General features: G+C 60.9%; 30 protein-coding genes. 5 read left to right on the top strand and 25 right to left on the bottom strand.

The window, feature by feature from the left end; translation table 11 throughout:
• The first annotated feature begins 126 nt into the window (after positions 1-126).
• A complete protein-coding gene (locus tag NH8B_RS08125; protein WP_014086849.1) occupies positions 127-1,824 on the top strand; it encodes a tetratricopeptide repeat protein in 1,698 nt (565 codons plus the stop codon).
• A 44-nt stretch (positions 1,825-1,868) separates the two neighbouring features.
• Here NH8B_RS08125 and NH8B_RS08120 read toward each other — a convergent pair whose 3' ends face one another.
• Positions 1,869-2,621, bottom strand: coding sequence for an SOS response-associated peptidase (locus NH8B_RS08120; RefSeq protein ID WP_232503445.1), 753 nt, complete (start codon positions 2,619-2,621; stop codon positions 1,869-1,871).
• On the opposite strand from NH8B_RS08120, the gene NH8B_RS08115 reads away from it, so the two are divergent.
• The 3 genes from NH8B_RS08115 to NH8B_RS20395 all read left to right on the top strand — a co-directional run bounded on the left by NH8B_RS08115 (position 2,620) and on the right by NH8B_RS20395 (position 6,417).
• Positions 2,620-3,048 carry a LexA family protein gene (locus NH8B_RS08115; RefSeq protein WP_014086847.1) on the top strand — a complete coding sequence of 143 codons (429 nt, stop codon included), beginning with the start codon at positions 2,620-2,622 and terminating at the stop codon, positions 3,046-3,048. The two genes, NH8B_RS08120 and NH8B_RS08115, sit on opposite strands and share 2 nt — an antisense overlap.
• Positions 3,045-4,310, top strand: a complete 1,266-nt coding sequence (locus tag NH8B_RS08110; protein WP_014086846.1) for a Y-family DNA polymerase — start codon at positions 3,045-3,047, stop codon at positions 4,308-4,310. The genes NH8B_RS08115 and NH8B_RS08110 overlap by 4 nt, the downstream gene beginning before the upstream one ends.
• Before the next feature lie 313 nt (positions 4,311-4,623).
• Complete coding sequence (locus NH8B_RS20395) at positions 4,624-6,417, top strand: AAA family ATPase (RefSeq protein WP_014086845.1); 1,794 nt, start codon at positions 4,624-4,626, stop codon at positions 6,415-6,417.
• A 137-nt stretch (positions 6,418-6,554) separates the two neighbouring features.
• On the opposite strand, the gene NH8B_RS20170 is transcribed toward NH8B_RS20395, so the two are convergent.
• The 24 genes from NH8B_RS20170 to NH8B_RS20390 all read right to left on the bottom strand — a co-directional run bounded on the left by NH8B_RS20170 (position 6,555) and on the right by NH8B_RS20390 (position 22,150).
• Positions 6,555-7,115 carry a phage virion morphogenesis protein gene (locus NH8B_RS20170; RefSeq protein ID WP_014086844.1) on the bottom strand — a complete coding sequence of 187 codons (561 nt, stop codon included), beginning with the start codon at positions 7,113-7,115 and terminating at the stop codon, positions 6,555-6,557.
• A 108-nt stretch (positions 7,116-7,223) separates the two neighbouring features.
• The gene (locus NH8B_RS21110; protein WP_014086843.1) at positions 7,224-8,513 is read right to left on the bottom strand and encodes a phage head morphogenesis protein; all 1,290 of its coding nucleotides are present in this window, start codon (positions 8,511-8,513) and stop codon (positions 7,224-7,226) included.
• Positions 8,503-10,050 carry a DUF935 domain-containing protein gene (locus NH8B_RS08090; protein WP_014086842.1) on the bottom strand — a complete coding sequence of 516 codons (1,548 nt, stop codon included), beginning with the start codon at positions 10,048-10,050 and terminating at the stop codon, positions 8,503-8,505. The genes NH8B_RS21110 and NH8B_RS08090 overlap by 11 nt, the downstream gene beginning before the upstream one ends.
• 20 nt (positions 10,051-10,070) lie before the next feature.
• On the bottom strand, positions 10,071-11,618 hold the full coding sequence (locus NH8B_RS08085) for a hypothetical protein (RefSeq protein WP_014086841.1): 1,548 nt from the start codon (positions 11,616-11,618) through the stop codon (positions 10,071-10,073).
• On the bottom strand, positions 11,615-12,127 hold the full coding sequence (locus NH8B_RS08080; RefSeq protein ID WP_014086840.1) for a DUF3486 family protein: 513 nt from the start codon (positions 12,125-12,127) through the stop codon (positions 11,615-11,617). Before NH8B_RS08080 ends, NH8B_RS08085 begins: the two co-directional genes overlap by 4 nt.
• Complete coding sequence (locus NH8B_RS08075; protein ID WP_014086839.1) at positions 12,127-12,441, bottom strand: hypothetical protein; 315 nt, start codon at positions 12,439-12,441, stop codon at positions 12,127-12,129. Before NH8B_RS08075 ends, NH8B_RS08080 begins: the two co-directional genes overlap by 1 nt.
• On the bottom strand, positions 12,438-12,785 hold the full coding sequence (locus tag NH8B_RS08070) for a hypothetical protein (RefSeq protein WP_014086838.1): 348 nt from the start codon (positions 12,783-12,785) through the stop codon (positions 12,438-12,440). Before NH8B_RS08070 ends, NH8B_RS08075 begins: the two co-directional genes overlap by 4 nt.
• A 36-nt stretch (positions 12,786-12,821) precedes the next feature.
• Entirely contained in the window at positions 12,822-13,025 is a 204-nt protein-coding gene (locus NH8B_RS08065) for a hypothetical protein (RefSeq protein WP_014086837.1), read from the bottom strand.
• Positions 13,022-13,597, bottom strand: a complete 576-nt coding sequence (locus tag NH8B_RS08060) for a hypothetical protein (protein WP_014086836.1) — start codon at positions 13,595-13,597, stop codon at positions 13,022-13,024. Before NH8B_RS08060 ends, NH8B_RS08065 begins: the two co-directional genes overlap by 4 nt.
• On the bottom strand, positions 13,590-13,817 hold the full coding sequence (locus NH8B_RS08055; RefSeq protein WP_014086835.1) for a hypothetical protein: 228 nt from the start codon (positions 13,815-13,817) through the stop codon (positions 13,590-13,592). The genes NH8B_RS08060 and NH8B_RS08055 overlap by 8 nt, the downstream gene beginning before the upstream one ends.
• 3 nt (positions 13,818-13,820) lie before the next feature.
• Positions 13,821-14,345, bottom strand: coding sequence for an N-acetylmuramoyl-L-alanine amidase (locus NH8B_RS08050; RefSeq protein ID WP_014086834.1), 525 nt, complete (start codon positions 14,343-14,345; stop codon positions 13,821-13,823).
• A gap of 130 nt (positions 14,346-14,475) precedes the next feature.
• Entirely contained in the window at positions 14,476-14,931 is a 456-nt protein-coding gene (locus NH8B_RS08045; RefSeq protein WP_014086833.1) for a Mor transcription activator family protein, read from the bottom strand.
• Positions 14,919-15,350, bottom strand: coding sequence for a gp16 family protein (locus tag NH8B_RS08040; RefSeq protein ID WP_014086832.1), 432 nt, complete (start codon positions 15,348-15,350; stop codon positions 14,919-14,921). Before NH8B_RS08040 ends, NH8B_RS08045 begins: the two co-directional genes overlap by 13 nt.
• Positions 15,351-15,534: 184 nt before the next feature.
• Complete coding sequence (locus tag NH8B_RS08035; protein ID WP_255345185.1) at positions 15,535-15,825, bottom strand: HU family DNA-binding protein; 291 nt, start codon at positions 15,823-15,825, stop codon at positions 15,535-15,537.
• Positions 15,826-15,870: 45 nt separating this feature from the next.
• The gene (locus tag NH8B_RS08030) at positions 15,871-16,491 is read right to left on the bottom strand and encodes a DUF3164 family protein (RefSeq protein WP_014086830.1); all 621 of its coding nucleotides are present in this window, start codon (positions 16,489-16,491) and stop codon (positions 15,871-15,873) included.
• Positions 16,488-16,820, bottom strand: coding sequence for a hypothetical protein (locus NH8B_RS08025; RefSeq protein WP_014086829.1), 333 nt, complete (start codon positions 16,818-16,820; stop codon positions 16,488-16,490). The genes NH8B_RS08030 and NH8B_RS08025 overlap by 4 nt, the downstream gene beginning before the upstream one ends.
• Positions 16,801-17,073 carry a helix-turn-helix domain-containing protein gene (locus tag NH8B_RS08020; protein ID WP_014086828.1) on the bottom strand — a complete coding sequence of 91 codons (273 nt, stop codon included), beginning with the start codon at positions 17,071-17,073 and terminating at the stop codon, positions 16,801-16,803. The genes NH8B_RS08025 and NH8B_RS08020 overlap by 20 nt, the downstream gene beginning before the upstream one ends.
• 17 nt (positions 17,074-17,090) lie before the next feature.
• Positions 17,091-17,420 (bottom strand): hypothetical protein, encoded by a 330-nt coding sequence (locus NH8B_RS08015; RefSeq protein ID WP_198408174.1) that lies wholly within the window; start codon positions 17,418-17,420, stop codon positions 17,091-17,093.
• Between the two features lie 7 nt (positions 17,421-17,427).
• Entirely contained in the window at positions 17,428-17,751 is a 324-nt protein-coding gene (locus NH8B_RS08010; protein ID WP_014086826.1) for a helix-turn-helix domain-containing protein, read from the bottom strand.
• Entirely contained in the window at positions 17,738-18,385 is a 648-nt protein-coding gene (locus tag NH8B_RS08005) for a hypothetical protein (protein WP_014086825.1), read from the bottom strand. Before NH8B_RS08005 ends, NH8B_RS08010 begins: the two co-directional genes overlap by 14 nt.
• Positions 18,386-18,395: 10 nt before the next feature.
• Complete coding sequence (locus tag NH8B_RS08000) at positions 18,396-19,133, bottom strand: AAA family ATPase (protein ID WP_014086824.1); 738 nt, start codon at positions 19,131-19,133, stop codon at positions 18,396-18,398.
• 33 nt (positions 19,134-19,166) lie between these two features.
• Positions 19,167-21,314 carry a Mu transposase C-terminal domain-containing protein gene (locus NH8B_RS07995; protein ID WP_014086823.1) on the bottom strand — a complete coding sequence of 716 codons (2,148 nt, stop codon included), beginning with the start codon at positions 21,312-21,314 and terminating at the stop codon, positions 19,167-19,169.
• Positions 21,295-21,789, bottom strand: coding sequence for a hypothetical protein (locus NH8B_RS07990; RefSeq protein ID WP_014086822.1), 495 nt, complete (start codon positions 21,787-21,789; stop codon positions 21,295-21,297). Before NH8B_RS07990 ends, NH8B_RS07995 begins: the two co-directional genes overlap by 20 nt.
• A gap of 61 nt (positions 21,790-21,850) precedes the next feature.
• Positions 21,851-22,150 carry a helix-turn-helix domain-containing protein gene (locus NH8B_RS20390; protein ID WP_014086821.1) on the bottom strand — a complete coding sequence of 100 codons (300 nt, stop codon included), beginning with the start codon at positions 22,148-22,150 and terminating at the stop codon, positions 21,851-21,853.
• Between the two features lie 88 nt (positions 22,151-22,238).
• Here NH8B_RS20390 and NH8B_RS07985 point away from each other — a divergent pair, with 88 nt between their 5' ends.
• A complete protein-coding gene (locus NH8B_RS07985; protein WP_232503444.1) occupies positions 22,239-23,081 on the top strand; it encodes an XRE family transcriptional regulator in 843 nt (280 codons plus the stop codon).
• Positions 23,082-24,048 lie beyond the last annotated feature (967 nt).

Raw genomic sequence — 24,048 nt, 5'->3', positions numbered from 1 at the left:
ATGAATAAGCCAAGGTCTCTTGGGTTACTCAACTGCGGCCAAGACTCTTACAAATTGGCACGTAAACTGACAATAGACGTTACTTTAGTCAGTCTAAGCTAGCGGGACACAACACGAGCATTTTTCATGAATGATATCGATTTTGCGCTTTTCATCTCGCCTAGGATCGGAGAGCTTTACAAATCTGCAAAGGAAAACAGCTCGGAGCTCCCTGATTATTCCTTGGGACGTTTGAGAGGCTTGTGCCATCTAGTCTGTGAGCTGATCGCTGAGAAAGGGGGTCTTAGTTCGTCAGATGGGGGCGACCTTGATCAGAAAATTTATCGGCTGTTCAAAGAACAACTGATCAATTCAGAAACCATGTCAAAGTTACATCAGCTACGGAAGAATGGAAACACAGGGGCCCATCCAGAAAAATTCTACCTGACCAAGCAGGGCTTTACAGCTCTTTGTGAACAGTCAATGAACATCACTAGGGAGTTGCTTCATGTTACCTATCAATTGTGCCACCCTGGGTCCCCCGTGCCACATTACGATATTTCGGCCCAAGTTAGTGATGGATTAAAAGAGATTTGCTATCAAGCCATGATTGGGGCCGACCCCGAAGCAAGGTACATGGCAGGAAAGATATTTAAAGACAAAGTAGATGGGTTGAAACTGGAATCCCAGAAGGCTCTTGAGTCAGGGGATATTAGTTTTCATAACTTTGATATTCAGTCTTTTCGGGAACAGGCTGTCTTCTGGTTCAGATTGGCATCGGCCAATGAGGAGCATGCCCCTTCAATGTTTGAATACGGTGCCGCTCTTGCCAACGGCTTTGAAGGCGAAGACAAAATAGCGATAGGTGAGAATCTTATTTGCAGGGCCAGCAGGCTTGGCAATGCCGATGCTCATGCCTTCATTGGTTGCTGCTACATGTTCGGATCTAAATTGTTTGACGTTGACCCAGTGGAAGCCCGCAACCATTTTGAGTTGGCTGCGATGGAGGACCACCCGACAGCTTTGATCAATCTCGGGGCGATGTACGATAAAGGAATGGGTGGACCGGCAAACCCGCAAGCCGCATTTGACTACACGCGCCGAGCCGCAGAGGCCGGCTATCCGGAGGGGCAATACAATCTGTTTGTTCACTATTTAAATGGGATCGGGGTTGATAAGGATGAAATCACTGCATTGAATTGGCTGACCAAAGCAGCTGAACAGGGTTTTCCCACTGCAATGTTCACCCTGGCTAAATTTATCGCGGAAGGGCGTGTTGAAGGAAAGGGAAGCGATGATGCAGAATCGCTTTACTTGGGCTGCTTGAAATCTGGGCAACTGGGCAATGAGGTCCTCTATGAACTTGCTCAAGTCTATATAGCCAAGGGGGCGGATTATGAAGATCTGATAAAAGCAGCCAACTTGCTTCAAAAGTGCTATGAACGAGAAGGAGGGAAAAGTGAGCTTGCCCAACAATGTTGGAAGCAATCCCCGCCCCTAGTGAGTCAAATTAGGAATGGCTTTGCTAGGAATGCAGCAAGCGATTCGATCATGGAAAGCGCGATAATCGTATTGAGCTACTTTGATTCCATGGGCCATCCTGTCAAAAACCGTCAAGAGCAAAATAGAAAATTTCTCGACAATTTGTACAAATTTCGAGAAGCCCGCGATCTCAGTGAAGATAAAAAAATAGAGCTTGCCGGTCAGCTCTTCATCCCTGGAATGTTATTTGCCACCCCTAAATCAACGGTCATTCCATTCGCCAGAAAAAGCGAGAAAATCGGACGTAACGATCGATGCCCATGTGGTTCAGGGAAAAAATTTAAAGTTTGCTGCGGGAGATAGTTGGCAAGTCACTTTGACCTGGCATTACAAGCCTCGCTTCGTATTCAGCTGAACAAATCAAGTGTCCCCGATGTCGGTGGCGCTTTGTTCGTTTTCGGCGCGGGCTCCGCCAGCATCTGCTCGGCGGGGTAGTTCGTCAGGCAGCTTCGCGCTATTTCCGGGTCACGGCACGCCAGCCAGTCCTGGTAGTGCTCGGGCTCAATGATCACCAGGTTGCGCTTCTCGTCGCCGGGCTTGTGCATGCGTCGCATCAGTGGGTGATCGTCGGCGTTGATGGTGACCTGGGAAAAGGCATGGCTGATCGAGCCATCCTCCTCCGGCCAAGCACGCCAGATGCCAGCCACGGCAAAGGGTTGGCCGCTGGCCAGTCCGATACGCCAGCGCTCGGCCTTTCCGCTTTCATAGCACGGTTCAAAAAAAAACTGCATCGGTACCAGGCACCGTCGGCCGGCGTGCCAGGACTGATTATAGGTGCGCAGCTGGCCGATGGTTTCCGCCCGGGCGTTCATCGTGGAGAGCCGGATGCCAAGCGGCATGTGGCGCTTCGGCACAAAACCGTAGTTGGCCAGCAGTGCATGGGGGCCGCTGCCGTTGTCGATGATGATCGGGGCGATGTAGTCCTGCCAGACCTCTAGCGGCCAGTCCAACTGTGGCGGCTCCACATCAAATAAATCGAGGAGTTGTTGGCGGGTGGGTGGAATGAAGTTGACACACATGCCGCCAGTATAGCGTTCACGATTGTGCTTGGCCTTGCTTTTGATTTCGTACACAATCAAAAGAGTTCTGGAGCACATCATGATCGATACCCTTTTCACCCCCGCCAGCGACCCGCCATCCCTGGCATTACCCGTGTATGGCTCGCGCGTGCCGGCGGGCTTTCCTTCGCCCGCCGATGACTACCTGGAGACGGCGCTGGACCTGAACCAGTACCTGATCGAAGATGCTGCCGCCACCTTCATGGTACGGGTGTCCGGCGACAGTATGCTCGGCGCTGGCATTAGTGACGGCGACGTCCTCGTGGTCGACCGCAGCATCCCGCCAGCGCATGGTCAGATCGTGCTGGCCGCCGTGGATGGAGAGTTCACTGTCAAGCGGCTGCACAAGCGTAGCGACCGCGTGGCGCTGCTCCCCGAAAACCCCGCCTACCCGCCCATCGAATTGCACAACGGCCAGGAGCTGCAGGTTTGGGGCGTGGTCACCGGCTGCATTAAGAAATTCCTGTGACCACCTTCGCCTTGGTCGACGGCAACAGTTTCTATTGCTCCTGCGAGCGAGTGTTTCGTCCCGACCTGGACGGCAAGCCCATCGTGGTGCTGAGCAATAACGACGGCTGCGTGGTCGCCCGTTCGGCGGAAGCCAAGCAGTTGGGAATCAAAGGCTTTGTGCCCTACTTTGAAATTGCGGCCCTATGTCGGCGTCACGAAGTCGCCGTCTTCAGCTCCAACTATGTGTTATATGGCGATATGTCCAGACGCATGATGACGGTACTGGCACGCTGGGGCATCGAGCAGGAGGTGTACTCTATCGATGAGAGCTTCATCACACTGGACGGCATCCCTGACTTGCGTGACTACACCGCCCGTATCCGGGCTGATGTACTGCAGCGCGTGGGCATCCCCACCTGTGTCGGCGTCGGATCGACAAAGACTCTCGCGAAGTTGGCCAACCACGTGGCCAAAGTGCATCCCCAATGCAAAGGGGTGTTTGCCTGGGATTGGCTATCTCAGCACTACCAGGATCAGCTGATGAGCCGGATGTCGGTGGGGGAAGTGTGGGGCATCGGGTGTCGGATAGCTGAGAAATTGTCCCACATGGGCATCACGACAGTACTGCAGCTCATGCGGGCAGACCCACGCGCTATCCAGCGGCAGTTCAGTGTGGTAGTGGAGCGGACGATAGCCGAGTTGAATGGCGTCAGCTGCCTGACCCTGGAGGACGTGGCACCGGACAAACAACAGATCATCTCCTCGCGGTCCTTTGCTGAACTGGTGACCGACTTCGATACGTTGGCCAGTTCCATCTCCCACCATGCCAGTCGTGCGAGCGAGAAACTGCGCTTACAGCACAGCGCGGCCCGGCTTGTGGGGGTGTCCATTAGAACGAACCCTTTCCGCGAACAAGACCTGCAATACCACGGATGGACGGTAGTGCCGCTCGTCCACCCATCGGCCGACACCATCGAAATCACCCGGGCAGCAATGGCCGGGCTGCGGGCCATCTACCGGGAGGGGTTTTCCTATAAGAAGGCGGGGGCCGTGCTGATGGAAATCGGCCCTGCCGGCATCGATCAGCAGGACCTGTTCGCCCCGCTGCCAGATCCGCGCCGAACCGCGCTGATGGCTACAATGGACCGCGTGAATCGGGACTTTGGTCACGGAACGCTACGCCTGGCGTCGGAGGGGCTGACGCGGGACTGGGCGATGCGGCAAGAAAAAAGGTCGCCAAGGTGGACAACCTGTTGGGATGAGTTGCTGATAGCTCACTAACTAAGGTCTGAAATCGGCCAGAAGCGGATATTGTCCACCTGCCTTGAAGCAGACATTCACGTGCCATGCGAGTATGCTATCTGACTGATATGCTGGCTTTCAGGCTCATTTAATAGCACCTACTCGGCGCTAGATTGCCTGGAGACCCCGCGACGGCAAGGAGTTGAGACTAAATGGAGGTCCCGGCTTAGGGAGATTTCGGACCGAGCTAGGGCGTATGCTCCTCCAGAGGGCCGAGTACGCTTTCTGCTAGTCGACTGAGCAACCACAGGACGTTTTATCCATAATAGTTAATAAGAAATCCGCCTATAAAATGAAAGTAACGATCAATAAAAACCACAAATCCATACCGGCCAACATATTCTTTGACATACCAAAATTCTGCATAATTACAGGAAAAAATGGAAGCGGGAAAAGCCATTTACTGGAAGCAATATCGAATAGTCAGCTATCAACCATTACAGACTCCGGGCTAACACTAACAAAAGTCCAGCTAATCGGATTTGGTGGGCTTAACCCCCAAATTGATGAAGCCTGTGACCCGCAAAATCTTATCCAGATCACAAAAAACTGGTGGAGTCAAATAGAGGAGAAGCAAAGATTACTCAAGCAAGCCAAACAAAATGGCGACATAATCACCGACCCTATCACGCAATTCTTACCAAGGTGGGGGCAAAACCAGCCTCTCACCGCAGTTGCAGCCAGCATTACAAGCAAGCTGTCTAAACCGTTTGAGGACTTGTGCGAAGACGATATTTACTACAACCTTAGCATTGCAGAATCCAACCAAGGCACCATGTTCGCCTCGCAATTGGCGCTCATATTCAAAACCTACCACCTCAGATACACCAAAAATCAATTCAAACAATATCTCAACGAAAAAAACAAAACAAACTTTCCGACCCTCACTGATGAAGAGTTTTTGCAGAAATACGGCCCAAGACCATGGGACTTGGTTAATGAAATACTCTCAAAAGCGGGACTCACATACGAGGTGGTGAGTCCAGAGCAAATTGACATAGATTCAACTTACAAGTTGCGATTGATAGATAGGGTAAATAACACCGATATTTCTGCTAATGATTTATCGACTGGCGAAAAGGTACTCATGTCGCTAGCGCTCGCCATTTATAATACACATGAATCAACAGGTAAACCGGAGGTGCTGATTCTCGATGAGCCTGACGCCCCCCTTCACCCCCAATACTCAAAATTACTGATTGAGACGTTGCGGGATATTGTTGTAGATAAAGCCGATGTAAGAGTTATTGTTACCACGCATTCGCCATCGACTGTGGCTATGTGTCCAGATAACGCACTGTTTGAAATGAATAGAGCAACAAGAACACCAGAAATGATTAGCGTCAGCCGAGGCATTGAGGTACTGACCGAGGGCATACCGCATCTTAAGGTGTCAATTGAAGAAAGACGTCAAATATTTGTTGAAAGCAAATATGATGTTATTTACTTTCAGAAACTATTTCAAACCATAAACAGATTTAATCCGCTCGGCTATCAGCCGATATTTCTTGAGCCTCACAGTGGAACATCTAACTGTACTGATGTTGAGTTAATCACAACCCGGCTTCACGAAGCTGGCAGTGATTTGGTTCGTGGCATCATCGACTGGGATGGAAAAAAAACAGATCGCCACCCGGTCTACGTGCTCGGCGGAGGCAGAAGATATTCCATTGAAAACTACATTCTTGACCCAATTTATGTTGCTCTTTCACTTGTCAGAGCGGGGAAAAAATCATTAAGTGACTTTTCTGTAATCGATTTGCACACGTACGTTGATGCAGCAAAATTGACGGAGCACGATGCGCAGAATATGGCAAACAAAATATTTGCATCTACTGCAGTCCCGCTTGGCGAGAAAACCCAATCCACCCTCCATAATGGCTGGGTTGTCGAGCTACCAAAGGCTTTTCTTATGATGCGAGGGCATGATTGGGAGGCTCTTTTACTAAAAAATATTCCTGAACTAAATGCCATATCCAGCAGAAATGGAGATGCGGGACTAAAGCTTGGCATACTTCAAACAATTGAAGAATTTCCTCAGTTTTTGCCTGTCGATATTTCTGAAACCTTGTCAGTGATCAGGTGAGGAACGATTCATTCAAAACCTTAGGCGAACCACCAGCATCCCGCACCTGTTGCTGCCTCCCGTGCTTCGCCCCCGCCCCGCTTATCGTGGGTGTTGAACAGACACTTTCATTACTCAAGACTGGCGACTTTGGGTCTCTACCTGCTCCATAATCTATTCAAATACTCCCCCAACACTGCCCGCAGCTCCGCCTCCGCCGCCGGAGCCAGCTGGCCGGTTGCATCCACCGGCAGATAGGACCGCGCCGGGAGGTACACGCTGAGCCCCCTCCCCGCCTGGCCACCGAACTGCTGGATGGCGGCATAGGCGTCCAGGCCGTTACCCCAGGGGCCGAAAGTCAGGCTGTCGGCCGAGGCCTCGTAGCTGAAGGCGTACTGGCGCAGGTTGCCGGTGTGCCCCTGCAGAATCTTCTTAGCGACCAGCACGGTCTGGCCTCGCTTTGACAACGAGCCGTCCTTCTTAAAGTTCTTGGCCCCGCCGGCCTGGACGTAGTTGGCCAGGGTGTCGGGGGCGTTCGGCTCCCAAGGCGTACCATGCCAGTCCGCCTGCTCGGTGAAGCGTTCGTCAGTCTCGCCCTTGGCCCACTCGGCCCAGTCCAGCAGCGCCGGGCGCAGGTTCTGGCCCCGGGCCAGTAGGGTGTCCAGGGCGGTCTGGATGGTGTTGGAGATGACATTGATCTCAAAGGTGTTGTCGCTCATACTTTCCCTACCGCACTGGAATACGTGAAACAGCGCATGTACGTATGGCAATCCCGGAAACGGGCGTGCCCACGCTGGGGGTGGCGTCCAGCCGGTGCGGCTTCCCTCTTATTGAATCCGGCGGTATTGCGCCGGGTTGTCCAGATCGTTCAAGCGGGCATAGCCCAGCGTCGTCAGCGTGTTGGTCTGAATCGTTCTCCGCTTGCCCGTGGTGTCGCGTTCTTTGGCGCGATAATTGGCACTCACCACCGCCTTGACGTAACGCTCCCCCTCCTCGGCCGGGTAGATCAGTAGGTACACCGGCAAGGGCTGGCCATTGTCCAAGGCCTGATAGATCCGCTCAGGCTGGAACATCCCGGCCACGGCGTTGAGGGCATCGGCTTCGCTGACCCGTTTGTCGGCCTTCCCTCCCCCATCCCGTAGCGCGTGCTTGATCTCGCTGTCGTCGACCGAGATCACGGCGGTTGCCAGCTCCTCGCCGGCCTCGCGCTCGATCCGCTCGACCATGGCCGGCGATAGCGCGCCGACGTGGAGGCGCTGCTTGGTCGGCCGGTACGCGCCCGGTTCGGGGTAGATGGTGTTGACCAAGGATTTCCAGGGGCCGTTGATGAGGGTGTCCAGCGCGCCGACATGCTCGACCGCGCTCTGCACAGCGGCGGCCCCGATCCGTGCCGAGGTGGCGGCGGCCTTGTTCAGTAGCAGCTGGCCGAGGTAGGCCTGCCCGGGGGCGTGGTCCCAACCGTAGTCGATGCCCTCGGGGACCTGGACCGGACCGTCCGGGGTGTCGTGCTCCACGTACTGGATGGCCGGCGCGGTGTCCGGCCCGGACTTGCCGTACTTCTCGCGCAGCTCGCACTCCGACACCGCGAATACCTTGCACTGGCAGCCCCAACCGTTGGGCGTGTAATGCGTGTGCCACCACGGGTCGTTGGCGCGCAGGATCAGGCCGTGCCAGGACACATGTTGCGGGCGAGGCCGCAGCACCGAGTCACTATGGCGGTAGCGCCAGTACGGGCGAGCCTTGAGCATGTCAGGGTCGGTCATCTGCTGCCAGCGGCCGGCGGCGTAGCTGGTGGACAAGTTGGTCTGGTAGATCACCCGGGTACGCCAGTCGCGGCCGCCTTGATAGTCCCAGCCGTGCTTGGCCACGATGTCGTCGAACTGGCGAAGGAAGTCCGCCAAGGTGGCCTTGCCGGCAATCGCCTGGTCGACGGCCTGGCGCAGGTCTTCGAGCAGGTCGGCCTTCATCGCCCCGGCCACGACGAAGGAGCGGTCGTGGGCCTGCTTCATGATGTCGGTCCAGGCCGCCGTCGGCAGGTTCAGCTTCTGCCGAAAATAGTCCTGCTGGGTTGGCCAGGGCTGCTTGATGACGGCCGTCAGGCCCAGCTCATCGGCCATGACTCACCTCGTAGCGGCCGGCGAGCGTCGCCAGGCTGAAGGCGGTGGCCATCACGTCCTGCAGCTGCTCGCTGGGCAGGTCGCCGAAGGCGGTCAGTAGCCAGTCGCGGAAGGTCTCCAGATCGGGGGCATCGTCCAGTGCCTGGCGGATCACCGCCAGCATCCGGTCCAGCGGCGAGCCGGCCGCCTCGGCCAGTTGCGTGACCAGTGGGTCGACGTCGCCGCCCTCCCCGGTGGGCTGCCGGCTGTTGGCGGCGCGGTAGCGGTTCATCGCCTGTTGTGGCTGGCTCAGGTCCACCGGCACCAGGATGGCCTCGCCGGGCTTGGGCGGGGTCAGGCCGAAGCGGGTATAGGCCGACTCCTGGCTGACCGGTAGTCCGGCTCTCACGAGTTTGTCCACCACACCAGCCAGCGCGGTCAGGTCCTCCGGCTTGTTGATGCGCAGCCGGATCTTCGGGTAGGCGGCTTGCGGCCCCAAGTTGAGGTCGACCACCGGACGCACATAGTCGCGGCTGAGCGTGCTTTCCAGCTCGGCCACGTCCGATTCCAGGATGTCCTCGCGCACCTCGTTGTGCACCTTGCCCAGGGCGTAGGCCCCGCCGCCGCCGTCCCCGGTGTTGGTGGACAGGGTCTGGCCCAGCACCACCTTGCTGATCTGTTTGTCGAAGTACGCCGCCAGCCGGTCGTAGATGTCGACCGAGGCGGTCTTGTTGCCGGCGTCGACGAACTCGATCTCCATGTTCTTGGGAATCGCCGCCGCCGCATCGGTGCCGAGCTGGCGCAGCGCCATCAACAGGCTCCCGATGTCCTCGGCGGTGGCGCTGCTGTCGTACTTGCCGACGCGCAGCGGTTGGCCGTAGGCCTCGGCGAACACCACCCAGTCCTTGATGGCGTAGTTCGAAAACAAAAACGCCCACGCCGCCATGCGCGCCAGCCCGCCGCGCATCAGCACCCCGGACTTGGCCTTCACCTGGTGCACCACGAACTTGTAGGGCGCCAGCGGCTCGCCGCCGGTGTGCAGGTCGGAGCGCAGAAACAGCGTGTCCGGCGCGGTCTTGCGGGTAGTAAACCAGTAGGGCTGCAGGTAGTTCAGTCCCTTCGGCATCCATTGCCGGGCGCTGGTCTCCCAGTCGATCTCGTGCACGCTAAAGCCCTTGCCGATGGCGTCCAGCAGGTCGAACAGGCTCTTGCGGATTGGGTCCAGCGCCTCTTCCACCAGTTGGGCGGCGGCATGACTGGCGGCATCCTCGCCGGCCGGCTCGACGTACAGTTCCAGCCCGACCAGGGCACGTTTGCGCGTGCTGAGTTCGGAGCCGTAGTGCAGGTACTTCTCCTCCATGTCCTCGGCCAGTTGCAGGTAGGCCGTGGCGTCGCCCTGGACGGCGTTGCGCAGCAGCCGGCCCAGCTCTTCCGCATCCAGCCCCTGCAGGCTGGCGGCGGCGACCTGGCGCACGCCGGTGGTGGTGGGCTGGACCAGGGTGGTTTTTAACAGTCCGGTGTCGATGGGTTGGCCGTCCGGCCCGAGAATGCGCGGCATGTGTTGCCTTTCTTGTGGTGTTACCAGGTACCCCGGCCGAAGCGGGTGGAGCCGGCGAAGCCGTTCCGGCTGATCCCCTTGTAGCCCCGAGTAGCCAGGGGCTGGGCGTCGATTTCGCGGCTGGCGAACCAGGCCAGCGCCAGCGCCACGGCGACGTCACCGTGGCGTTTGCCCTTGTCCTCGCCACTGCCCTTGCTGCGGGTCTCCGGCACGCGGGGCACGCCACCGACGATCTTGACGGCGCGCAGATCGGCCAGCACGTCGGCGTCCTGGGGCAGGTTCTGCAGGTCGCCGTCCTCGAACGCCGCCTTCAGCGGCGGCATGTGCTCGCGGTACCAGCTTTCCGTCAGCATCACCTGGCGGATACGGTCCTCGCCGTAGCGCTGCAGGGCGAATTCGGCCAGGAACTGGCCGTTGCCCCGGGCATCGAACGCGCCCCCGGCAAAACGCGGCAGGCCGTCCAGCAGGTAGAAGGCGATCTGTTCCTGCTGCCGGAACGGCACGTTGCGCAGCTCGACCACGAACGGCACGCGGCGGGTCAGGTTTGGCTGCTCGATCAGCGGGACATGCACGGTGAGGTCGCCGGAGCGGGCGAAGTCCTCGCCGTTGAACGAGCGGGCACCGGCCGGCAGCTTGGCCAGCTCGGGCGCCAGCGTGGCCTCCAGCCACTCCTGGCAGTCGGCGGCGCGCAGCGGGTCGGGCTGCAGCTCGTAGCCCGGCTTGCACTCCCAGCGCAGCACCGGGGTGTCGGGCGACATGCGCGATTCGATCAGGGCACGCGACAGCCAGGCCCCGCCCGAGTTGGCCGGCACGCAGTCCAGCTCCTCCTCGGCGCCGTCGCCGTAGAAGGCGTACACCCCGGCCATCCATTCGGCCTCGTCCTCGGCCGACCAGTCCTTGCCCAGGCGCAGGCAGACGCGGCGGTACAGGCCGTCGGCCACCGCCTCCTGGAAGGTGACGCGATGCACGGTGCCCTTGCGCTTGCCGGCGCGGATGTCCTTGATCAGGTCGTTGAATGGGTTGTCGTCGCCGTTGTGGGTGGAGATGACGCGCACCCGGCCGCCCCAGATCAGCATGGCCAGGGCGGCCTTGAGCAGCTCATCCAGCTGGTCATGGAACGCCGCCTCGTCGATCACGATGGTGCCCTGGCGGCCACGCAGGTTGGACGGCCGGCTGGTCAGCGCGACGATGCGGAAGCCCGAACCGGGGAAACGGATGGTGAAGGTCTTGATGTGCTTGTCGTCCTCGTCGTCCTCCCACAGCCCCTCCTCGATCTCGGAGGCGGCGTAGTTGAACACCCGCGCCCACATCGCGGCCGCCTGGACGTACTCGATGGTCATGTCCTGGTTGTACGCGATGTAGTAGACGTTCTGTCCCCCGGCGGTGCGGCTGGCGGCGGCGGTCAGCACGTTGTCGGCGGCCTCGCCCCAGGTGAGGCCGGTGCGGCGCGACTTCTCAATGACCTTGAGTGGCGAGGTGTCGGCCACCCAGCGCTGCTGGTAGCCCATCAGCGCGGCCGGGATGGGCGACAGCGCGGTGTCGGGGAGCTGGGCGGGAACGGCGCTCATCCGGCGATCCCCAGGATCTCGCGGCGCAGCTGTGCCACCGAGTCGGCCGACAGCCCGCCCTTGCGGGCGATTTTCTCGACCGAGGCGGCGGCCGCCTCGGCACGGGCGCGGACCTCCGACTGCCACTTCTTCTGCACCACGCTGGCCCGGCCCAATTCGGCCACGGCCTTGGCCACCTTGGACAGGTCATATTTGTCGTCCTGGCTCATCAGCAGCTTGAACAGATGGTCTTGAACCAGGCGCATCAACGCCTCGTTGACCGATCCTTCCTCATCCGGCGCCGCCTGGACCACGGCACGGGCCTGCTCGGACGACTGCCGCAACGCGGCCAGCTTGTCTTCGAACTCCTGGCCATAGCGGTTCAGTGCTGAGCGGCTGACCTTGTACCCCCGCTCGGCCAAAGCCTGTTCTAGCTCTTGGTAACCGCTGAAATTGCTTTCGACCAGGGCGGTATCGAGCCAAGCCTTCACCTCGGGTGGGAGTTGAGCGACTTTGGAGCGCGGCGGCATCAGGCGCTCCAGTACTTCTCGGGCCGGGCGATGCCGGGCTGGCAGTCCACGGTGTATTCCGCGATGTCCACACCCAGGCGGGTCAGGTCGGCGAACCAGCGTCCGCCGGGCTCGCGCTCCAGCTTCACCAGCTGGCGGTCGGCCAGGTAGTCGAGTTGCAGGCGCACCTCGTGCGCGGTGGCATCCGGGTACAGCGCCTGCACCACCGACAGGATGACTTCCTCGTAGGCACCGACCGGGCGGGCGTTGTTCAACACCAGCAGGATCTGCCAGCGCATGTTCTCTCGGCGGATTTTCTGCAGATCGACGCTCATGGTTTGTCCTTCCAGATGGCTTCCAGCTTGTTGATCAGGTCGTTCTTCATCGCTTCACTGCGGCTATAGAGAGCGTCCAGCTTGGCCTCGATCAGGCTCTGGCCCCGGATGTAGTCCTCGCGCATGACGTAGCGCGACGGCAGCTCGGCGCGCATCGCCATCAGGTCGCGTTCCAGGCCGGCCACACGGTCCGAGGTGTGTTTCTCGGCCTCGGCCAGTGCCTTGATCGAGGCGGTGATGCGCTGGTCGATCTGGCTCAGCAGCAGCCGGCCAAAGGTGAAGACAAAGCCCAGGAAGCCGAGCAGCAGCCCGACCAGGTACCAGAAATCGACGGTAATCGTCACAGTCCCTCCTTGCGGCGCTCGTCGGCGCTCTCGCGATCAAATCGATCCATCGAATTCCCCCGTGGCGCGTTCCACCCAGAACAGGGCTTCGGCCAGCCGCTTGGCGGCCTCTTTGGCACACTCGGCGTTGCCGCCCAAGGGCGCGATCTGGTTGATCTGTGCGGCCAGCCGCGTGCTGGTCACGTCCAGCTCGCCCAGCAGGTCGCCCTGGGCGTTGATGCGTACTCCCTCCGTCGTCATGACGACTCCTTGGCATAGAGGCTGATCCAGGTGTCCAGCTGGCTCTCCAGCTGCAGGCACCACGTGCCGTAATCGGCTGAATGGGCTAGGAGGTCGGCCGGTGATAGCCCGGTACCGGCGGCGCGGGCTTGATCGGCTTTTGCCGCATTTCCGGGGTCGGCTGCGGGCACACCTGGATCACCCGGGGTGCGGTAGCCGAGGTTGGCGGCGTAGAGCCGCAGGCTGACAGGGCCAAGGCCAGTAAAACGGGGACCATCGGAGCGGACCGCATCGGCAATCCTTTGCTTGAGTTGATGTTGAATGCCGGTGAGTTGGGCGCGGGTCTGGATCAGCTCCCAGCCCAGCTGGTTGGCGTGGTCGGTCAGGCGCTGCTGCTCGGTCAAGGCCTGGCCCAGCTCGGCCGCCTTGGCGTCGGAGAGGTGCCGCAGATCCTGCTCATGGCTGGCGCGCAGGTTGGCGATCACGGCCTCGTGGCTCAGATCACTCTGCCAGCGGCCGATTCCGTAGCCAGTCAGCAGCACACCGCCAAGAGCGGTACCGATCAGCAGCGGTTTGATGTTGAGATCAAGCATCGGAAGCTCCCTTGGTGCGCCGGGTAGCAATCCAGCTACGGGCGGCGGAGTAGCAGCCCAGCGTGCCCAGGTAGGTCAGCCAGACGTCGGCCCCGAGCGTGCCCTGGACGCCCTGGTAGACGAACAGGCCGGTGGCCGAGGCGCAGGCCACGTTGGCCCACAGCTTGGTGTGCGACAGGCGGCCGGTGGCGGGGTTGGTGACGAGGTCGGAGAGGTGCATGCCTTACTCCACCAGGTGACCCGCCAAGGGCTGCATGCCGCCCTTGAGCCAGTCGGCGACGTTGAAGCCGGGGCAGGTTTTTAGCCACTCGGAGGGCTCCACCGTGCCATCCCCGTCCGTGTCGGGTGACAGGTCGCGGTGGCCCACGACACGGACGGCCGGAAATTTGGCGCGCAGCGCCTTCACCAGGCTGTGCAGAGCGTCCCACTGGGCGCGGGTAAAACGGTCGGTCCCGGCCAGGCAGAGGCCGATGGAGTGGGTGTTATGGCCCAGAGCATGGGCGCCGATCTCGTCCAGCCCGCGCCCGGTGCTCTTGCGACCGTCGCAGTCCAGCACGAAGTGATAGCCGATGCTCTTGAGATGGGGGTTGAACCGGGTGACGGCGGCCGGCTGACGACGGAAACCGCGTGTGCTGTGCCAGACGTCGATGATTCCGGCGGCCGTCTGGTGGCCGTCATTCTTGGCCAGCTGCTTGCCGTTGGGGCTGGCAGCGCAGTGAATGACGATCAGATCGATGGAACGGGGCATCACGCCTCCTCATGCTGAAAACATGGGGGCTATCGTAGAGAGCGATGGGGCGGGAACGGACCGGGAAAGGGTTCGGTAAAGCAGCACCCCGCCGGATGGCGGGGTGTGGGATGGTCGCGGTGGAGAGGGACTAGAAGAGTTGCCCCTGGGCTGCCGCTTCCGGCAGCAGCTCGTCGACCTTGCTCAGTATTTTTTCGAGGCGGCGGTCACAGAGGCGGTACTTGGGCACCAGGATATGATTGACGGTAGCGTTGTGCCCCAGCTCGCGGCAGTGACGGTCGTAATCGGCGCGGATGTTGGCGTCGCGTAGCGCCCGCAGCGCCGCCGCGCACTTGGGCACGTACAGGCGGGTGTTGCCGTACTGGCGGATCAGCACCTTGGCGGCCTCCACGCCCACCACCTCGGCCAGGGCCGCGAAATACTGCCCCTCCTGCTTGGCGGTTTTGGGGATCGGGAAATGCGTCCCGCCCAGCAGGTCGACCAACTTCATGGTCAGGTTCAGCCCGATCAGCCGCACCAGCTCGCGGGCGTTCTCCGGGAGCAGGTGCTGAGCGCGCGCGATGGCCTCTTCGTTCATTTTTCCCATGGTTCGGTTCCTCTGCCGTGGCGGCGTGCCTCGATTTCCAGTGCCACCATCAGGCTGCGCAGCTGGGCGAGGTCCAGCCAGGCCACCTTGTCTATCTGGTACATGCGTTTGGCCGTGGCGTCGGCGTACTCCCACGGCCGGCCGGCGTCGGCCAGTAGCGCCTCGACCTTGGCCATGTAACGTTCCCGCTCGTCGGTCGGCGTGGGACGCTTGCCGGCTTTTTGCGGGGGTTTTGGCACAAAGCCCAGGCGCTTCATCTCGGCCAGGGCACGGTCCAGCTGCGGCAGGGTGAGCGTCGTGCTGCTGGTCTTGCCCTCGCCCACCCGGGCCAGCATGGCGCGGTAATCCTCCTCGGCCATGCCGATCTGCTGCCGGGCGACGTGCAGCTTGCCGATCATGGCGCGGCGGCGGTCAGTCATCGAATCGTCTCCTTGAGTCCATGCACCCGTGAGTGGCCAAGCCGGGTTCAGAGGACGGCGCACCTCCAGTTGGGTTGGTCGGAGGCTGGCCACTCACGGCTGCATGGCGGGTTAAAACACGTTGCGGAGCCGGCCGGGTTAACGGCGGCCGGCTCGACACCGGGTTCTGAACGGTCGCGTCGGTTTAGGCGATGGCCTCTTTCAGTGCCTTGGAGGGGGTGAAGGTCACTTTGCGCTTGGCCGGGATCAGCACGGTTTCACCGGTTTTCGGGTTGCGGCCGTTGCGCTCCTTGGTCACCTTCACCTTGAACTTGCCGGTGCTGGCCAGGGTGATCTCGCCGCCGTTGCCCAGTTCTTCGTGGATGGTGCGCTCCAGCGCGTCGATGAAGCGCAGGGTGTCGGCCTTGGTGGCGTCGGCCTTGGCGGCCAGAGTGGCGATCAGTTCTTGTTTGGTCATGCTTTGCTCCTTGCTGATAAAAAAGTTGATGGCGTGCGAGGGTAATGGGGTGGCGTGTCGGGCTTACACGGCGGCCAGATCAAGACAAATCGGTTGCCATTGCTCGTTGGCGCCACCGCGTTGGTAGAGCCGGATATAGCCGGCCGTACCGTCGACCTTGATGGCGTCGTCCAGGGCCTGCATGGCCCGCTTCCAGCGCTCGTCGGCGATCTCCAGCCGGCGCAGCTCCAGAATGCGCTGTACCCGCAGGTCGCCGCCCCGATCCGACTCGAAGGCGCGGGTGACCAGGGCTTTCAGCTCCGGCACGGCGTCGGCGGTCCAGTCCTCCAGGCACGCGTCGATCAGGGCCTTCACCGCCTTGATGCGCTCGTCAAAGCTGATGCGGTCCTGGTAGGCGCGCACCACCTTGAGCGTGCCGTCGTAGCTGGTCAGCACGACGTTGCCTTTCTCGCCACCCAAGGCCACACCGTATTGCTCGGCACTGGTGGCGACCATCGCCGCCACGTCGGCGAAGGCGGTGCCCTTGAAGGCCTGCAGCTGCGTCTGCAACGCGAGGGCCTTGTCCACCAGCTGGCGCACGGTCTGGTCGCGCAGTTGGTCGAGGGGGGCCACCAGCTCCGGCGGCACCAGCCGGCCCTTGGCGTCGCGCCAGTAGCCGGCGGGGAGGGTTTGGTCTGTCTTCATGTTTTCCGGTTCCTTAATCCAACAAGTTGTTTAATCCTGGCCAGCTCGCCCCGGTTTCGTTGCAGCCGCTCGGGGGTGAAAAACTGCTCGGCCTGCGCCTCCGGGATCGGTCGCCGCGTCGCGGGTGACGGCGCGGTCACCGGGGGCGCCACCTGGACGGGTTCGGGCTCGGGAGGCGGGGTGACATCGGCGGCCCGTTCGTCCAGGTAGTCGTCCCACACCACGCGGCGCGCCTTCTTCCGGTCCATCCCCATCCGCACCAGCCGCTCCACCTCGTCGGCGAGCCGACTCCTGGTGTCAGGGTCCAGTTCAGTCGGCGCGGTCGTCATGCCTGGCGACCTTCATCCCGTTGTCGAGGACGGCGCGAATCAGCGGGGCGTTCTCCGGCGTGATCAGGCGGGTATCGATGCCCAGCTCGTGATACAGCCGGACCAGTTCGGCCACCGGCTCGGGGGCGTCGCGGCCGCTTTCGTAGCGGCTGCCGCCGGACTGGGTCACGTAAACCGGCCCCCAGAAATCCTGCTGGTTGAGGTCCTTGCTCTTGCGCAGTGCGCGGTAATCGATGCGTTGTTGATTGCTCATGGCTCTCCCCTTCTTCTTCAATGTCCAAACTCGGTCCACACGATGCGGCAGCCACCCAGCTGAAACTGCCCCTCGCGGTACGGCCCGAAGTGATCCATCTGGCCGTAGCTGAAGTACACCGCATCGCCGCTTTCGATCAGGCGTCGGCACTGACCGCAGGTCTGGATGCGGATGGTCGGCCGGGCCGGCGTTTCAAGCTCGACCTTCACCACGGTGAGGCCGCTCTGGCTCAGTGCCTCGATGGCGGCCGCGGCCTTGAAGGTGGCGGCCAGCATCAGGGCGTTGAACGGCGGGCGCTTTGGTTGAACGGCGTGCGAATCTTTGATTCGCTCAGCGATCGATTGCATCTGCATCTCAGTCCCCTTGCGGTCGGTTTGGGCAGCGCTGGCAGGCGCGCCAGTGGCCCAGCTTCATCGGGTGGTGTGTTGGCGCCGCGCCGAGAGCGACGCTCCGGCACTCTGCCAGCGGTAGGGTCTGCCCGGCATGCGGGCACTCGACCACGTCCAGCAAGGCAATCGCAGCCCGGGCGATGCGGTCGGGCGCCACCGGGTACTTGCCAGCCAACACCAGGCTGATGCTGGTGCGGCTGTAGCCCAGCCGGCCGGCAATGGCGGCGATGCTGGTGCGCTCCGCCTCGGCGCGCAGCAACTCCAGCCAGCGCGGTTCAGAGGTCGTCATGGTCGATCTCCTGCTGCCACACCACCTTGCCCAGGTTCGGGTCGTAGACGTTCTTGGTGCGCTGGATCATCGGCGGGCGGGGGCCGGTGTAGCGGCCGGGCGCCAGGCGGTAGCGGGCCAAGGTTCTACCCTCCCCGATCCCTCGGGTCTTGGCCTCCGCCGTCACCACCAGATAACCCGCCAGCTTGAGGGCACGGATATAGCTGTTGGCGGAGTCCTCGCTGACCTTCACCTCCGACGTACTGGCATGAGCCGCCAGTTCGCGGCAGGTGAAGTCGCCGATGATGCGCATCACTCGCCACATGGCCTCCGTACCCAGCCCTTGTTTCACCACCTTGCCGTCCTTGGTCAGCCGGGGGGCCTCGATACCGTTATCCCGGGTCAGGCTGTAGCGCTTCACGGTGGCCAAGGGGGCATCGGCTGGCGTCAGGCAGGTAATGAAGCCACCTTTGTCCAGCGAGCGCAGATAGGTCAGCACAGTCTCGTCGTCGGCCTTGGCCACCCTGGCGACCTGGTAGGCGGTAAAGTCGTCCCGAAGCTTGCGGACAGCTTCCCAGGTACGTTGACGACTCCCCTTGCCGCCCACCATCTCCATGTTTGCCGGCTGACGTTTGGGGCGTTTGCGGTCGATCATGCCCTGCCCCTCATGCCATGGCGCGACGCTTCGGCGCGTCGCCGGTATACAAGGCACGCTCGCCCCACTGGGCGCGATCCACGCTGTCCCAACCTTCGATCAGGGCAGCGTCGTGGACGTTGACCAGGTTCACCGAGACGCGTCGCACCGAGCCGTGGCTGAGGGCCACCAGGTGGTTGAGCAGGTCGTCCGCCAGCGCCACCTCCGGGCAGTAGATCGCCGCCAGCTTGCGGACGTCGTCCAGATTGACCGGCGCCGCCGGCACCCAGGACAGCACCCGCCCATGAAAACGCTCGTACTTCTTCAGCTTGTTCGGCAGCAACTCCTCGCCGACCAACAGCAGGCTGGATTGGCTGCCCTCGTAGATGTCGCGCACCAACTCGACCATCGCGTGCTTATCGGCGGCGTAGTCGAACTCGTCGAGAATCAGCGGGCGCCGGCTGGCGGCCAGTTGCTCGCAGATCTGGTCCAGCAGCAGGGTGGTACGGCCCGCCGGTTTGATGCCCATCTCGAACAGGATTTTTTCCAGCAGGTCCTTGCGCGTCCAGGAAGAGCGCATCTGCACGTAATAGGCGCGGCTGCGGTTGGCCACCGCTACCGTGGCAGTAGTCTTGCCCCAGCCGGACGGGCCGTAATACACCGCCAGTCCGGGCAAGCCATCCTGCCGGTGCACCAGCTTCTCCATCACCACCGCCACCAGATCGAGGTTGGCGATGGGGGCAATGCGATTGACGCTATGGTCGAACATCGTTAACAATCCCCTTGAATCACACGTTTCACATCACGCCGAGGCCTGGTCCGCTTCGGCGTATTTCTGGCTCATCACCCGGAATTCGTGGCTCTTGGCATAGCTCGCCAGCCACTTGGTTTCCTTCTCGGTCAGCAGCCCGCCGGCTTCGGCCAACGTGCTCAGCTCGTGCCACACCCGAATGCGCAGCTCCGGCGCCGGTGGCACAACAAACCCTTCGGTATCGCCACTGGCCGCGTTAATCGTCCGCACCGGTTCTCGGTGAATTAACGGCACCTCCGGTTCGGCCAGGCGCTCGAAGGCACCCACGATGTCTCGCCCGGAAATGCCCGGCATCACCACCGGGCTGTCGATCACCGTCAGCGCCGGTCGGCCACCCCGCTCCTGTTCGATCACGTCACGTTTTTTGTCCAGGTTGCGCAGTTGGGCGGCGGCGCGTTTCTCCTGCGCGGCCGTTTTGGCACTGGTCGGCACATAGCTGCTGCGGTTGGCGTTCCACTCGGCCGTGCAGACAAAGCGGCCTTCGGTCAGGTACACCCACACCCGGTGTGGATCGTGGATGTCGTAGGCCACGTGCACCGTTTCGCCATGCAGCTCGGCAAGCGCCTCGTTGAAATACTGGTTGTTGAACAGCCGGACCTCGGCACGCTGTACCGTGCGCTCCATGCGCGGCCGGAACAGGGCCTCCAGGGTGGCGCTCTCCAGTCGCTCGGCCTGCCAGCCCTTGGCAACGAAGCCCTGCCACGCCTGATCCGGACTCAGCCCCTTCAGGCTGGCGTGCGGCCGGGCGTTGTACTCGGCCACGCGCTCTCGGCAGAACGGCAGGAAGTCGTCCCAGCCGATCAGCGGCATCCGCTTGGCGTTGCCGTTCTTGGTCAGCGCAGCGCGGGTGATCTTGAACTGGCGTTGGCGGGCCTGGGCGTCCATGTCGGCGCCCATGTAGCTCGGCAGCCTCTTGGCGGCGTTCACCCACAGCGTCTGGTGCAGGCGCTCGATGACGCCCCGAGCCTGCGAGTTGTAGGCGATGGAGTGCAGCATGGTCAGCCCAATGCGCCCCATCAGGCCGACGCCTTCGTCTTTCATCATGGCGTTGACGTAGCCGCTGCCGTTGTCGACATAGAAGATCGCCCCCATGCCGGCCTGCTCTTCGGCCATGCGCAACGCGTCCAGTACCGCCAGCCCCGATTCGGCCAGATCGATCGACCACCCCACCACGCGCCGGGTGGCGATGTCGACGATGCTGGTGATCTCCGGGCGGAACGGTCGCCCTGTAATCGGGTGCTGCACCTCGGCGTCAAAACAGTGGCCATCGGCCGACCAGACATCGTTTGGCAGCAGATCGCCGAAGTCGCGCCGGACAAACGGCTGCAGGCGCTTCAGGTCGCGGCTTTCCATGCGGCCCCGCTCCCGGCTCACCGTGCCGAGCTTTTTAAGGAAGCGCCGCACCACGTGCACGCTGGGCAGGATGCGTTCCAGCCCCATGTCAGCCCCCCTCGCCTGCATCTCCTCGCAAAACAACCGGTATGCCAGCTCGACCGAGGGTTTCTGCGGCTGCTGCCAGTAGCCGAGAAAATCCCGCGCCCACCAAGGAATGGTGAAGTCCGGCTGCGGCACTTGTGGGGCCAGATGCTTGGCATCTCGTAAAGCAAACCAGCGCTTCAAGGTGCGGATCGCGGGCAGCTCCCCTGCCCCCTTGCGGCCCCGCTTGTCCCCGGCACGGCGCAGCATGGCGACGATCAGCGGGTCGGCCGTACCGGTGGCCACGCTGGCCAACAGGTGCTGCATCGCACGTTCCTTGGTCAGTCCGCAGCCGGCCACCAGCTTGTCGATATGAGCCAGCACACCCAGGCGGGCGGCTTCCACGGTCTGTTGCTCGGTGGTCAGCGGCAGGGCCAGCTGCTGTTCACGCAGCACCGGTGCATTGCCCGGTTTGTCGATGACGGTCGGCAACGAGGCCACCAGTTGCCGCGCCACCTGGGTGCGGATGGCCTCCTGGACGGCGGCCGGCAGGCTGGTCAGGGCGTATTCGAAGCCACCGCCCCGGCCCGCTTTGCGACGGCTGTTCCACGATTCGGCCTTGGCCCGTAGACCGATGCCCTGAATCGTGCCGGGCAAGCCGGGCAGCTTCATCGCGGCCAACTCGGCGGCGCTGTAATGGGTTTTAACCGTGGGCTGGCTCATGGCGTTCCCCGAACAGTTCCAATTCCGGCTCGCCGGCCTTCATCACGTTCTGGCGGTGGTAGGCGAATTCGGACAAGGCGCTGGTCATGGCCGACAGGGTTTCTTCTGCGTCCAGCCCATCAACGTAAAACCGCGCCAGCAGTGCCATGGCCGTGGCGGCATGGGCTTGTATCTGGGCGACTTCAGCCACGCAGGCCTTCTTGCCGGTGGGAATCTCAATGACCACCTTGTTGCCGTGAGCCAGGCACAGGTACTCGCTCACATACGACACCCCGCAGAACGTCTCGAATTGACGCACCCGGTTCAGCGGCATGGAGGTTTCCGCCTGCCAGCGGTACAGGGTCTTCACCTCGACCCCCATCAGGTCGGCCAGCACCTTGACCGGGCGGCGATGCTCGGCGGCAAATTCGATGCACAGCTCGAATGCCTCGCTCAGACTGCTGGGGTGCACCGACTTCCAATGGCGTTTTCTCATCACGTGTTTCCTCTTATTGGGAAACGCAGCTCTGGTACGCTGTCGCGTCCAGGTCTACGCTTTAACCCATGACGATTGGGCAATTTGCAGATACTGGGGATACGGATGGGAAAGCCGGTTTAAAATGGCGCCGTTCGTAGCGGCTCGGCCAGATGGTCTCGGGTGCTTCACCGATAGCGGCAGCAATAATGCGTTCCGCTTTCGGCCAAGGACGGTCCAGCGCGTTGTTCAGTGCCCCCGCACTCAACCCGCTTTGCCGTGACAGCTCCCGCAATGACCAGCCTTGCTTATGCAGGGCCGCCACGATGTCCGCCCGGTGCCAATCCTCGGCGGATTTTTTTGGGGCGTGCGATGTGTTCATTCCTTAATCCTTTGCACTGATTAGGTGAACGCATCATACCTGAAAACAGGCTGCCTCAAGTGGTTTTCAACTTATTTTCAGGTTTGTTGTGTTTGAAAATAACAACATACCTGAAAATACATATTGTTTTCAGGTGCTTATGACGAACCTTAAAACAGGTATCGGCGAGTCGAAATCGCTTTCAGGTTTGCAAGACAAACCTGAAAGTAGCAGGTCCGCTCTTGGTGGGCGCATTCGGGAGGCCAGAGAAGAGCTTGGCGTACCTAGAAATGAGTCATCTAGCGTAGTTGGGGTATCTCTTTCTACATTCCAGGCCTGGGAGGCAGGGGAACGGGAGCCGGACGCTACCAAACTGTCCATTTTTGCTCGGCACTACGGCATATCTGCTGATTGGCTCTTATTTGGCGAAGGCCCCATGCGCAAGGGAGAGGCCGAGGTAGCAGCTCCCTCCCCGCAGAGAGAGCCTTCTCCATGTATCTGCCAGGACACCCTGGGAAATCCAGTCAGCCTGGAAGACTTCGTTTTTATCCCGCACTTCAATCTGAAGGCTGCAGCAGCTCACGGCTCGGCCACTGATGGTGAGAAGCCTGTGTTCTCAATGGCTTTCCGCCGATATTGGGTCGAGCACTACCTGCGCGCCGACCCCAAGGATTTGTCGGTGCTATCGGTCAAGGGAGACTCCATGGAAGGGGTGCTAAACGACCGCGACGCGATCCTGGTGAATCACACCGACAATGAACCAGGCACAGGCCTATACGTACTACGCTTGGACGGCGACCTGATTGTGAAGCGGGTACAGCGCATCCCCGGTGGGAGACTGAAAGTTCTGAGTGCCAACGAGGCTTACGAACCTTTCGAGGTCGATCTGAACAAGCCGACGGACGACTTCGCCATCATCGGGCGCGTCGTCTGGTACGGGCGACAGGTATAGCCATCCCTTTACCTGATTGAGTGACAAAAAAGCCGCGAAACTTCGCGGCTTTGTCTTTGTTGAGCGTTAAACACAAAATCGTGGTCAGTCGACGACATCTCGGCTGAAAGCCTTATCACATCCCGGTTTAGCCCAGTTCATCCCGGCTCATCCCACCGATACAGCCCTGTGCCAATACTCCCGCAACACCACAGCGAGGTCACTCACCGGCCGCGTGAGCCTCCTTACCAAATGGCGCCATCCTCCGAGCCCCGCAGCCCCAGGATGGGAACCGTCGTTGTGATGACCCCCATGCTGACCGCCGGCTGCAATCGGGAGGCTCTCCCGCCACACCACAACCACCCCATGGCCACAACCCAACCAACCTCTCCGCAAACGTAAATGTTCGAAATGTTACACAAAATAACTCAATTACGAACATATTTGTCGCAATTATTATGGTGCACCGCACAATTAGCACCTATAATTTGCTTAGTAATTTAGAAACCACAGCAAGTCCAATCTCGAATATGAAATACATCATCTCTAGCCTTCTGTCTCTTTTCCAAAGTAACGATGTTCAACCACAGCCTGGTTTGCGTGTGAATTATGCGCCGTACGGCCATGTTGAGAAGTGTGATGGCACGGTCGTCGCATGTGACCATGCGCGCGGCGTGCTGGTTGCCTGGCCGCGCGGTGGTGCCGACTGGCTACCGAAGCACCTCCTATCGGTCATCCACTAAGAAATTTTCGCATGTGAACAAACGGCCCACTACACAGTGGGCCGTTGTTGTTTCTGGAAGAGACGGCATAAATCAGTCATCCAGAGCGTGGACGAGGTTCCGGCCGCCGCCATCACGACCATCACGAACTCGGTTGAGCAGGCACCACCCTGGACCCTGGTCCACTCCTTGCTGCCGCCGTGATGGCGGCGCTGGCAATACCCGTGACCGTGGTGTTGTAGTGGGTGACGTTATTGCTCAATGGA

Origin of the sequence: Pseudogulbenkiania sp. NH8B (assembly GCF_000283535.1) — a bacterium.
In the GTDB taxonomy this organism is placed as follows: Bacteria; Pseudomonadota; Gammaproteobacteria; order Burkholderiales; family Chromobacteriaceae; genus Pseudogulbenkiania; species Pseudogulbenkiania ferrooxidans.
This window is presented reverse-complemented; position numbering and strand designations above follow the sequence as displayed.

Bases quoted from the DNA above. Each gene is read 5' to 3' on its own strand.
- NH8B_RS21110 (WP_014086843.1), bottom strand. From the start codon at position 8,513: ATGGCCGATGAGCTGGGCCTGACGGCCGTCATCAAGCAGCCCTGGCCA.
- NH8B_RS08015 (WP_198408174.1), bottom strand. From the start codon at position 17,420: ATGCAATCGATCGCTGAGCGAATCAAAGATTCGCACGCCGTTCAACCA.
- NH8B_RS08075 (WP_014086839.1), bottom strand. From the start codon at position 12,441: ATGAGCGTCGATCTGCAGAAAATCCGCCGAGAGAACATGCGCTGGCAG.
- NH8B_RS08125 (WP_014086849.1), top strand. From the start codon at position 127: ATGAATGATATCGATTTTGCGCTTTTCATCTCGCCTAGGATCGGAGAG.
- NH8B_RS08060 (WP_014086836.1), bottom strand. From the start codon at position 13,597: ATGCTTGATCTCAACATCAAACCGCTGCTGATCGGTACCGCTCTTGGC.
- NH8B_RS08085 (WP_014086841.1), bottom strand. From the start codon at position 11,618: ATGAGCGCCGTTCCCGCCCAGCTCCCCGACACCGCGCTGTCGCCCATC.
- NH8B_RS20390 (WP_014086821.1), bottom strand. From the start codon at position 22,150: ATGAACACATCGCACGCCCCAAAAAAATCCGCCGAGGATTGGCACCGG.
- NH8B_RS07990 (WP_014086822.1), bottom strand. From the start codon at position 21,789: ATGAGAAAACGCCATTGGAAGTCGGTGCACCCCAGCAGTCTGAGCGAG.
- NH8B_RS08115 (WP_014086847.1), top strand. From the start codon at position 2,620: ATGATCGATACCCTTTTCACCCCCGCCAGCGACCCGCCATCCCTGGCA.
- NH8B_RS08000 (WP_014086824.1), bottom strand. From the start codon at position 19,133: ATGTTCGACCATAGCGTCAATCGCATTGCCCCCATCGCCAACCTCGAT.
- NH8B_RS08045 (WP_014086833.1), bottom strand. From the start codon at position 14,931: ATGGGAAAAATGAACGAAGAGGCCATCGCGCGCGCTCAGCACCTGCTC.
- NH8B_RS08090 (WP_014086842.1), bottom strand. From the start codon at position 10,050: ATGCCGCGCATTCTCGGGCCGGACGGCCAACCCATCGACACCGGACTG.
- NH8B_RS08020 (WP_014086828.1), bottom strand. From the start codon at position 17,073: ATGAGCAATCAACAACGCATCGATTACCGCGCACTGCGCAAGAGCAAG.
- NH8B_RS20395 (WP_014086845.1), top strand. From the start codon at position 4,624: ATGAAAGTAACGATCAATAAAAACCACAAATCCATACCGGCCAACATA.
- NH8B_RS08005 (WP_014086825.1), bottom strand. From the start codon at position 18,385: ATGATCGACCGCAAACGCCCCAAACGTCAGCCGGCAAACATGGAGATG.
- NH8B_RS08065 (WP_014086837.1), bottom strand. From the start codon at position 13,025: ATGACGACGGAGGGAGTACGCATCAACGCCCAGGGCGACCTGCTGGGC.
- NH8B_RS08010 (WP_014086826.1), bottom strand. From the start codon at position 17,751: ATGACGACCTCTGAACCGCGCTGGCTGGAGTTGCTGCGCGCCGAGGCG.
- NH8B_RS08050 (WP_014086834.1), bottom strand. From the start codon at position 14,345: ATGCCCCGTTCCATCGATCTGATCGTCATTCACTGCGCTGCCAGCCCC.
- NH8B_RS08040 (WP_014086832.1), bottom strand. From the start codon at position 15,350: ATGACTGACCGCCGCCGCGCCATGATCGGCAAGCTGCACGTCGCCCGG.
- NH8B_RS08025 (WP_014086829.1), bottom strand. From the start codon at position 16,820: ATGACGACCGCGCCGACTGAACTGGACCCTGACACCAGGAGTCGGCTC.
- NH8B_RS08030 (WP_014086830.1), bottom strand. From the start codon at position 16,491: ATGAAGACAGACCAAACCCTCCCCGCCGGCTACTGGCGCGACGCCAAG.
- NH8B_RS07995 (WP_014086823.1), bottom strand. From the start codon at position 21,314: ATGAGCCAGCCCACGGTTAAAACCCATTACAGCGCCGCCGAGTTGGCC.
- NH8B_RS08055 (WP_014086835.1), bottom strand. From the start codon at position 13,817: ATGCACCTCTCCGACCTCGTCACCAACCCCGCCACCGGCCGCCTGTCG.
- NH8B_RS20170 (WP_014086844.1), bottom strand. From the start codon at position 7,115: ATGAGCGACAACACCTTTGAGATCAATGTCATCTCCAACACCATCCAG.
- NH8B_RS08080 (WP_014086840.1), bottom strand. From the start codon at position 12,127: ATGCCGCCGCGCTCCAAAGTCGCTCAACTCCCACCCGAGGTGAAGGCT.
- NH8B_RS08120 (WP_232503445.1), bottom strand. From the start codon at position 2,621: ATGATGTGCTCCAGAACTCTTTTGATTGTGTACGAAATCAAAAGCAAG.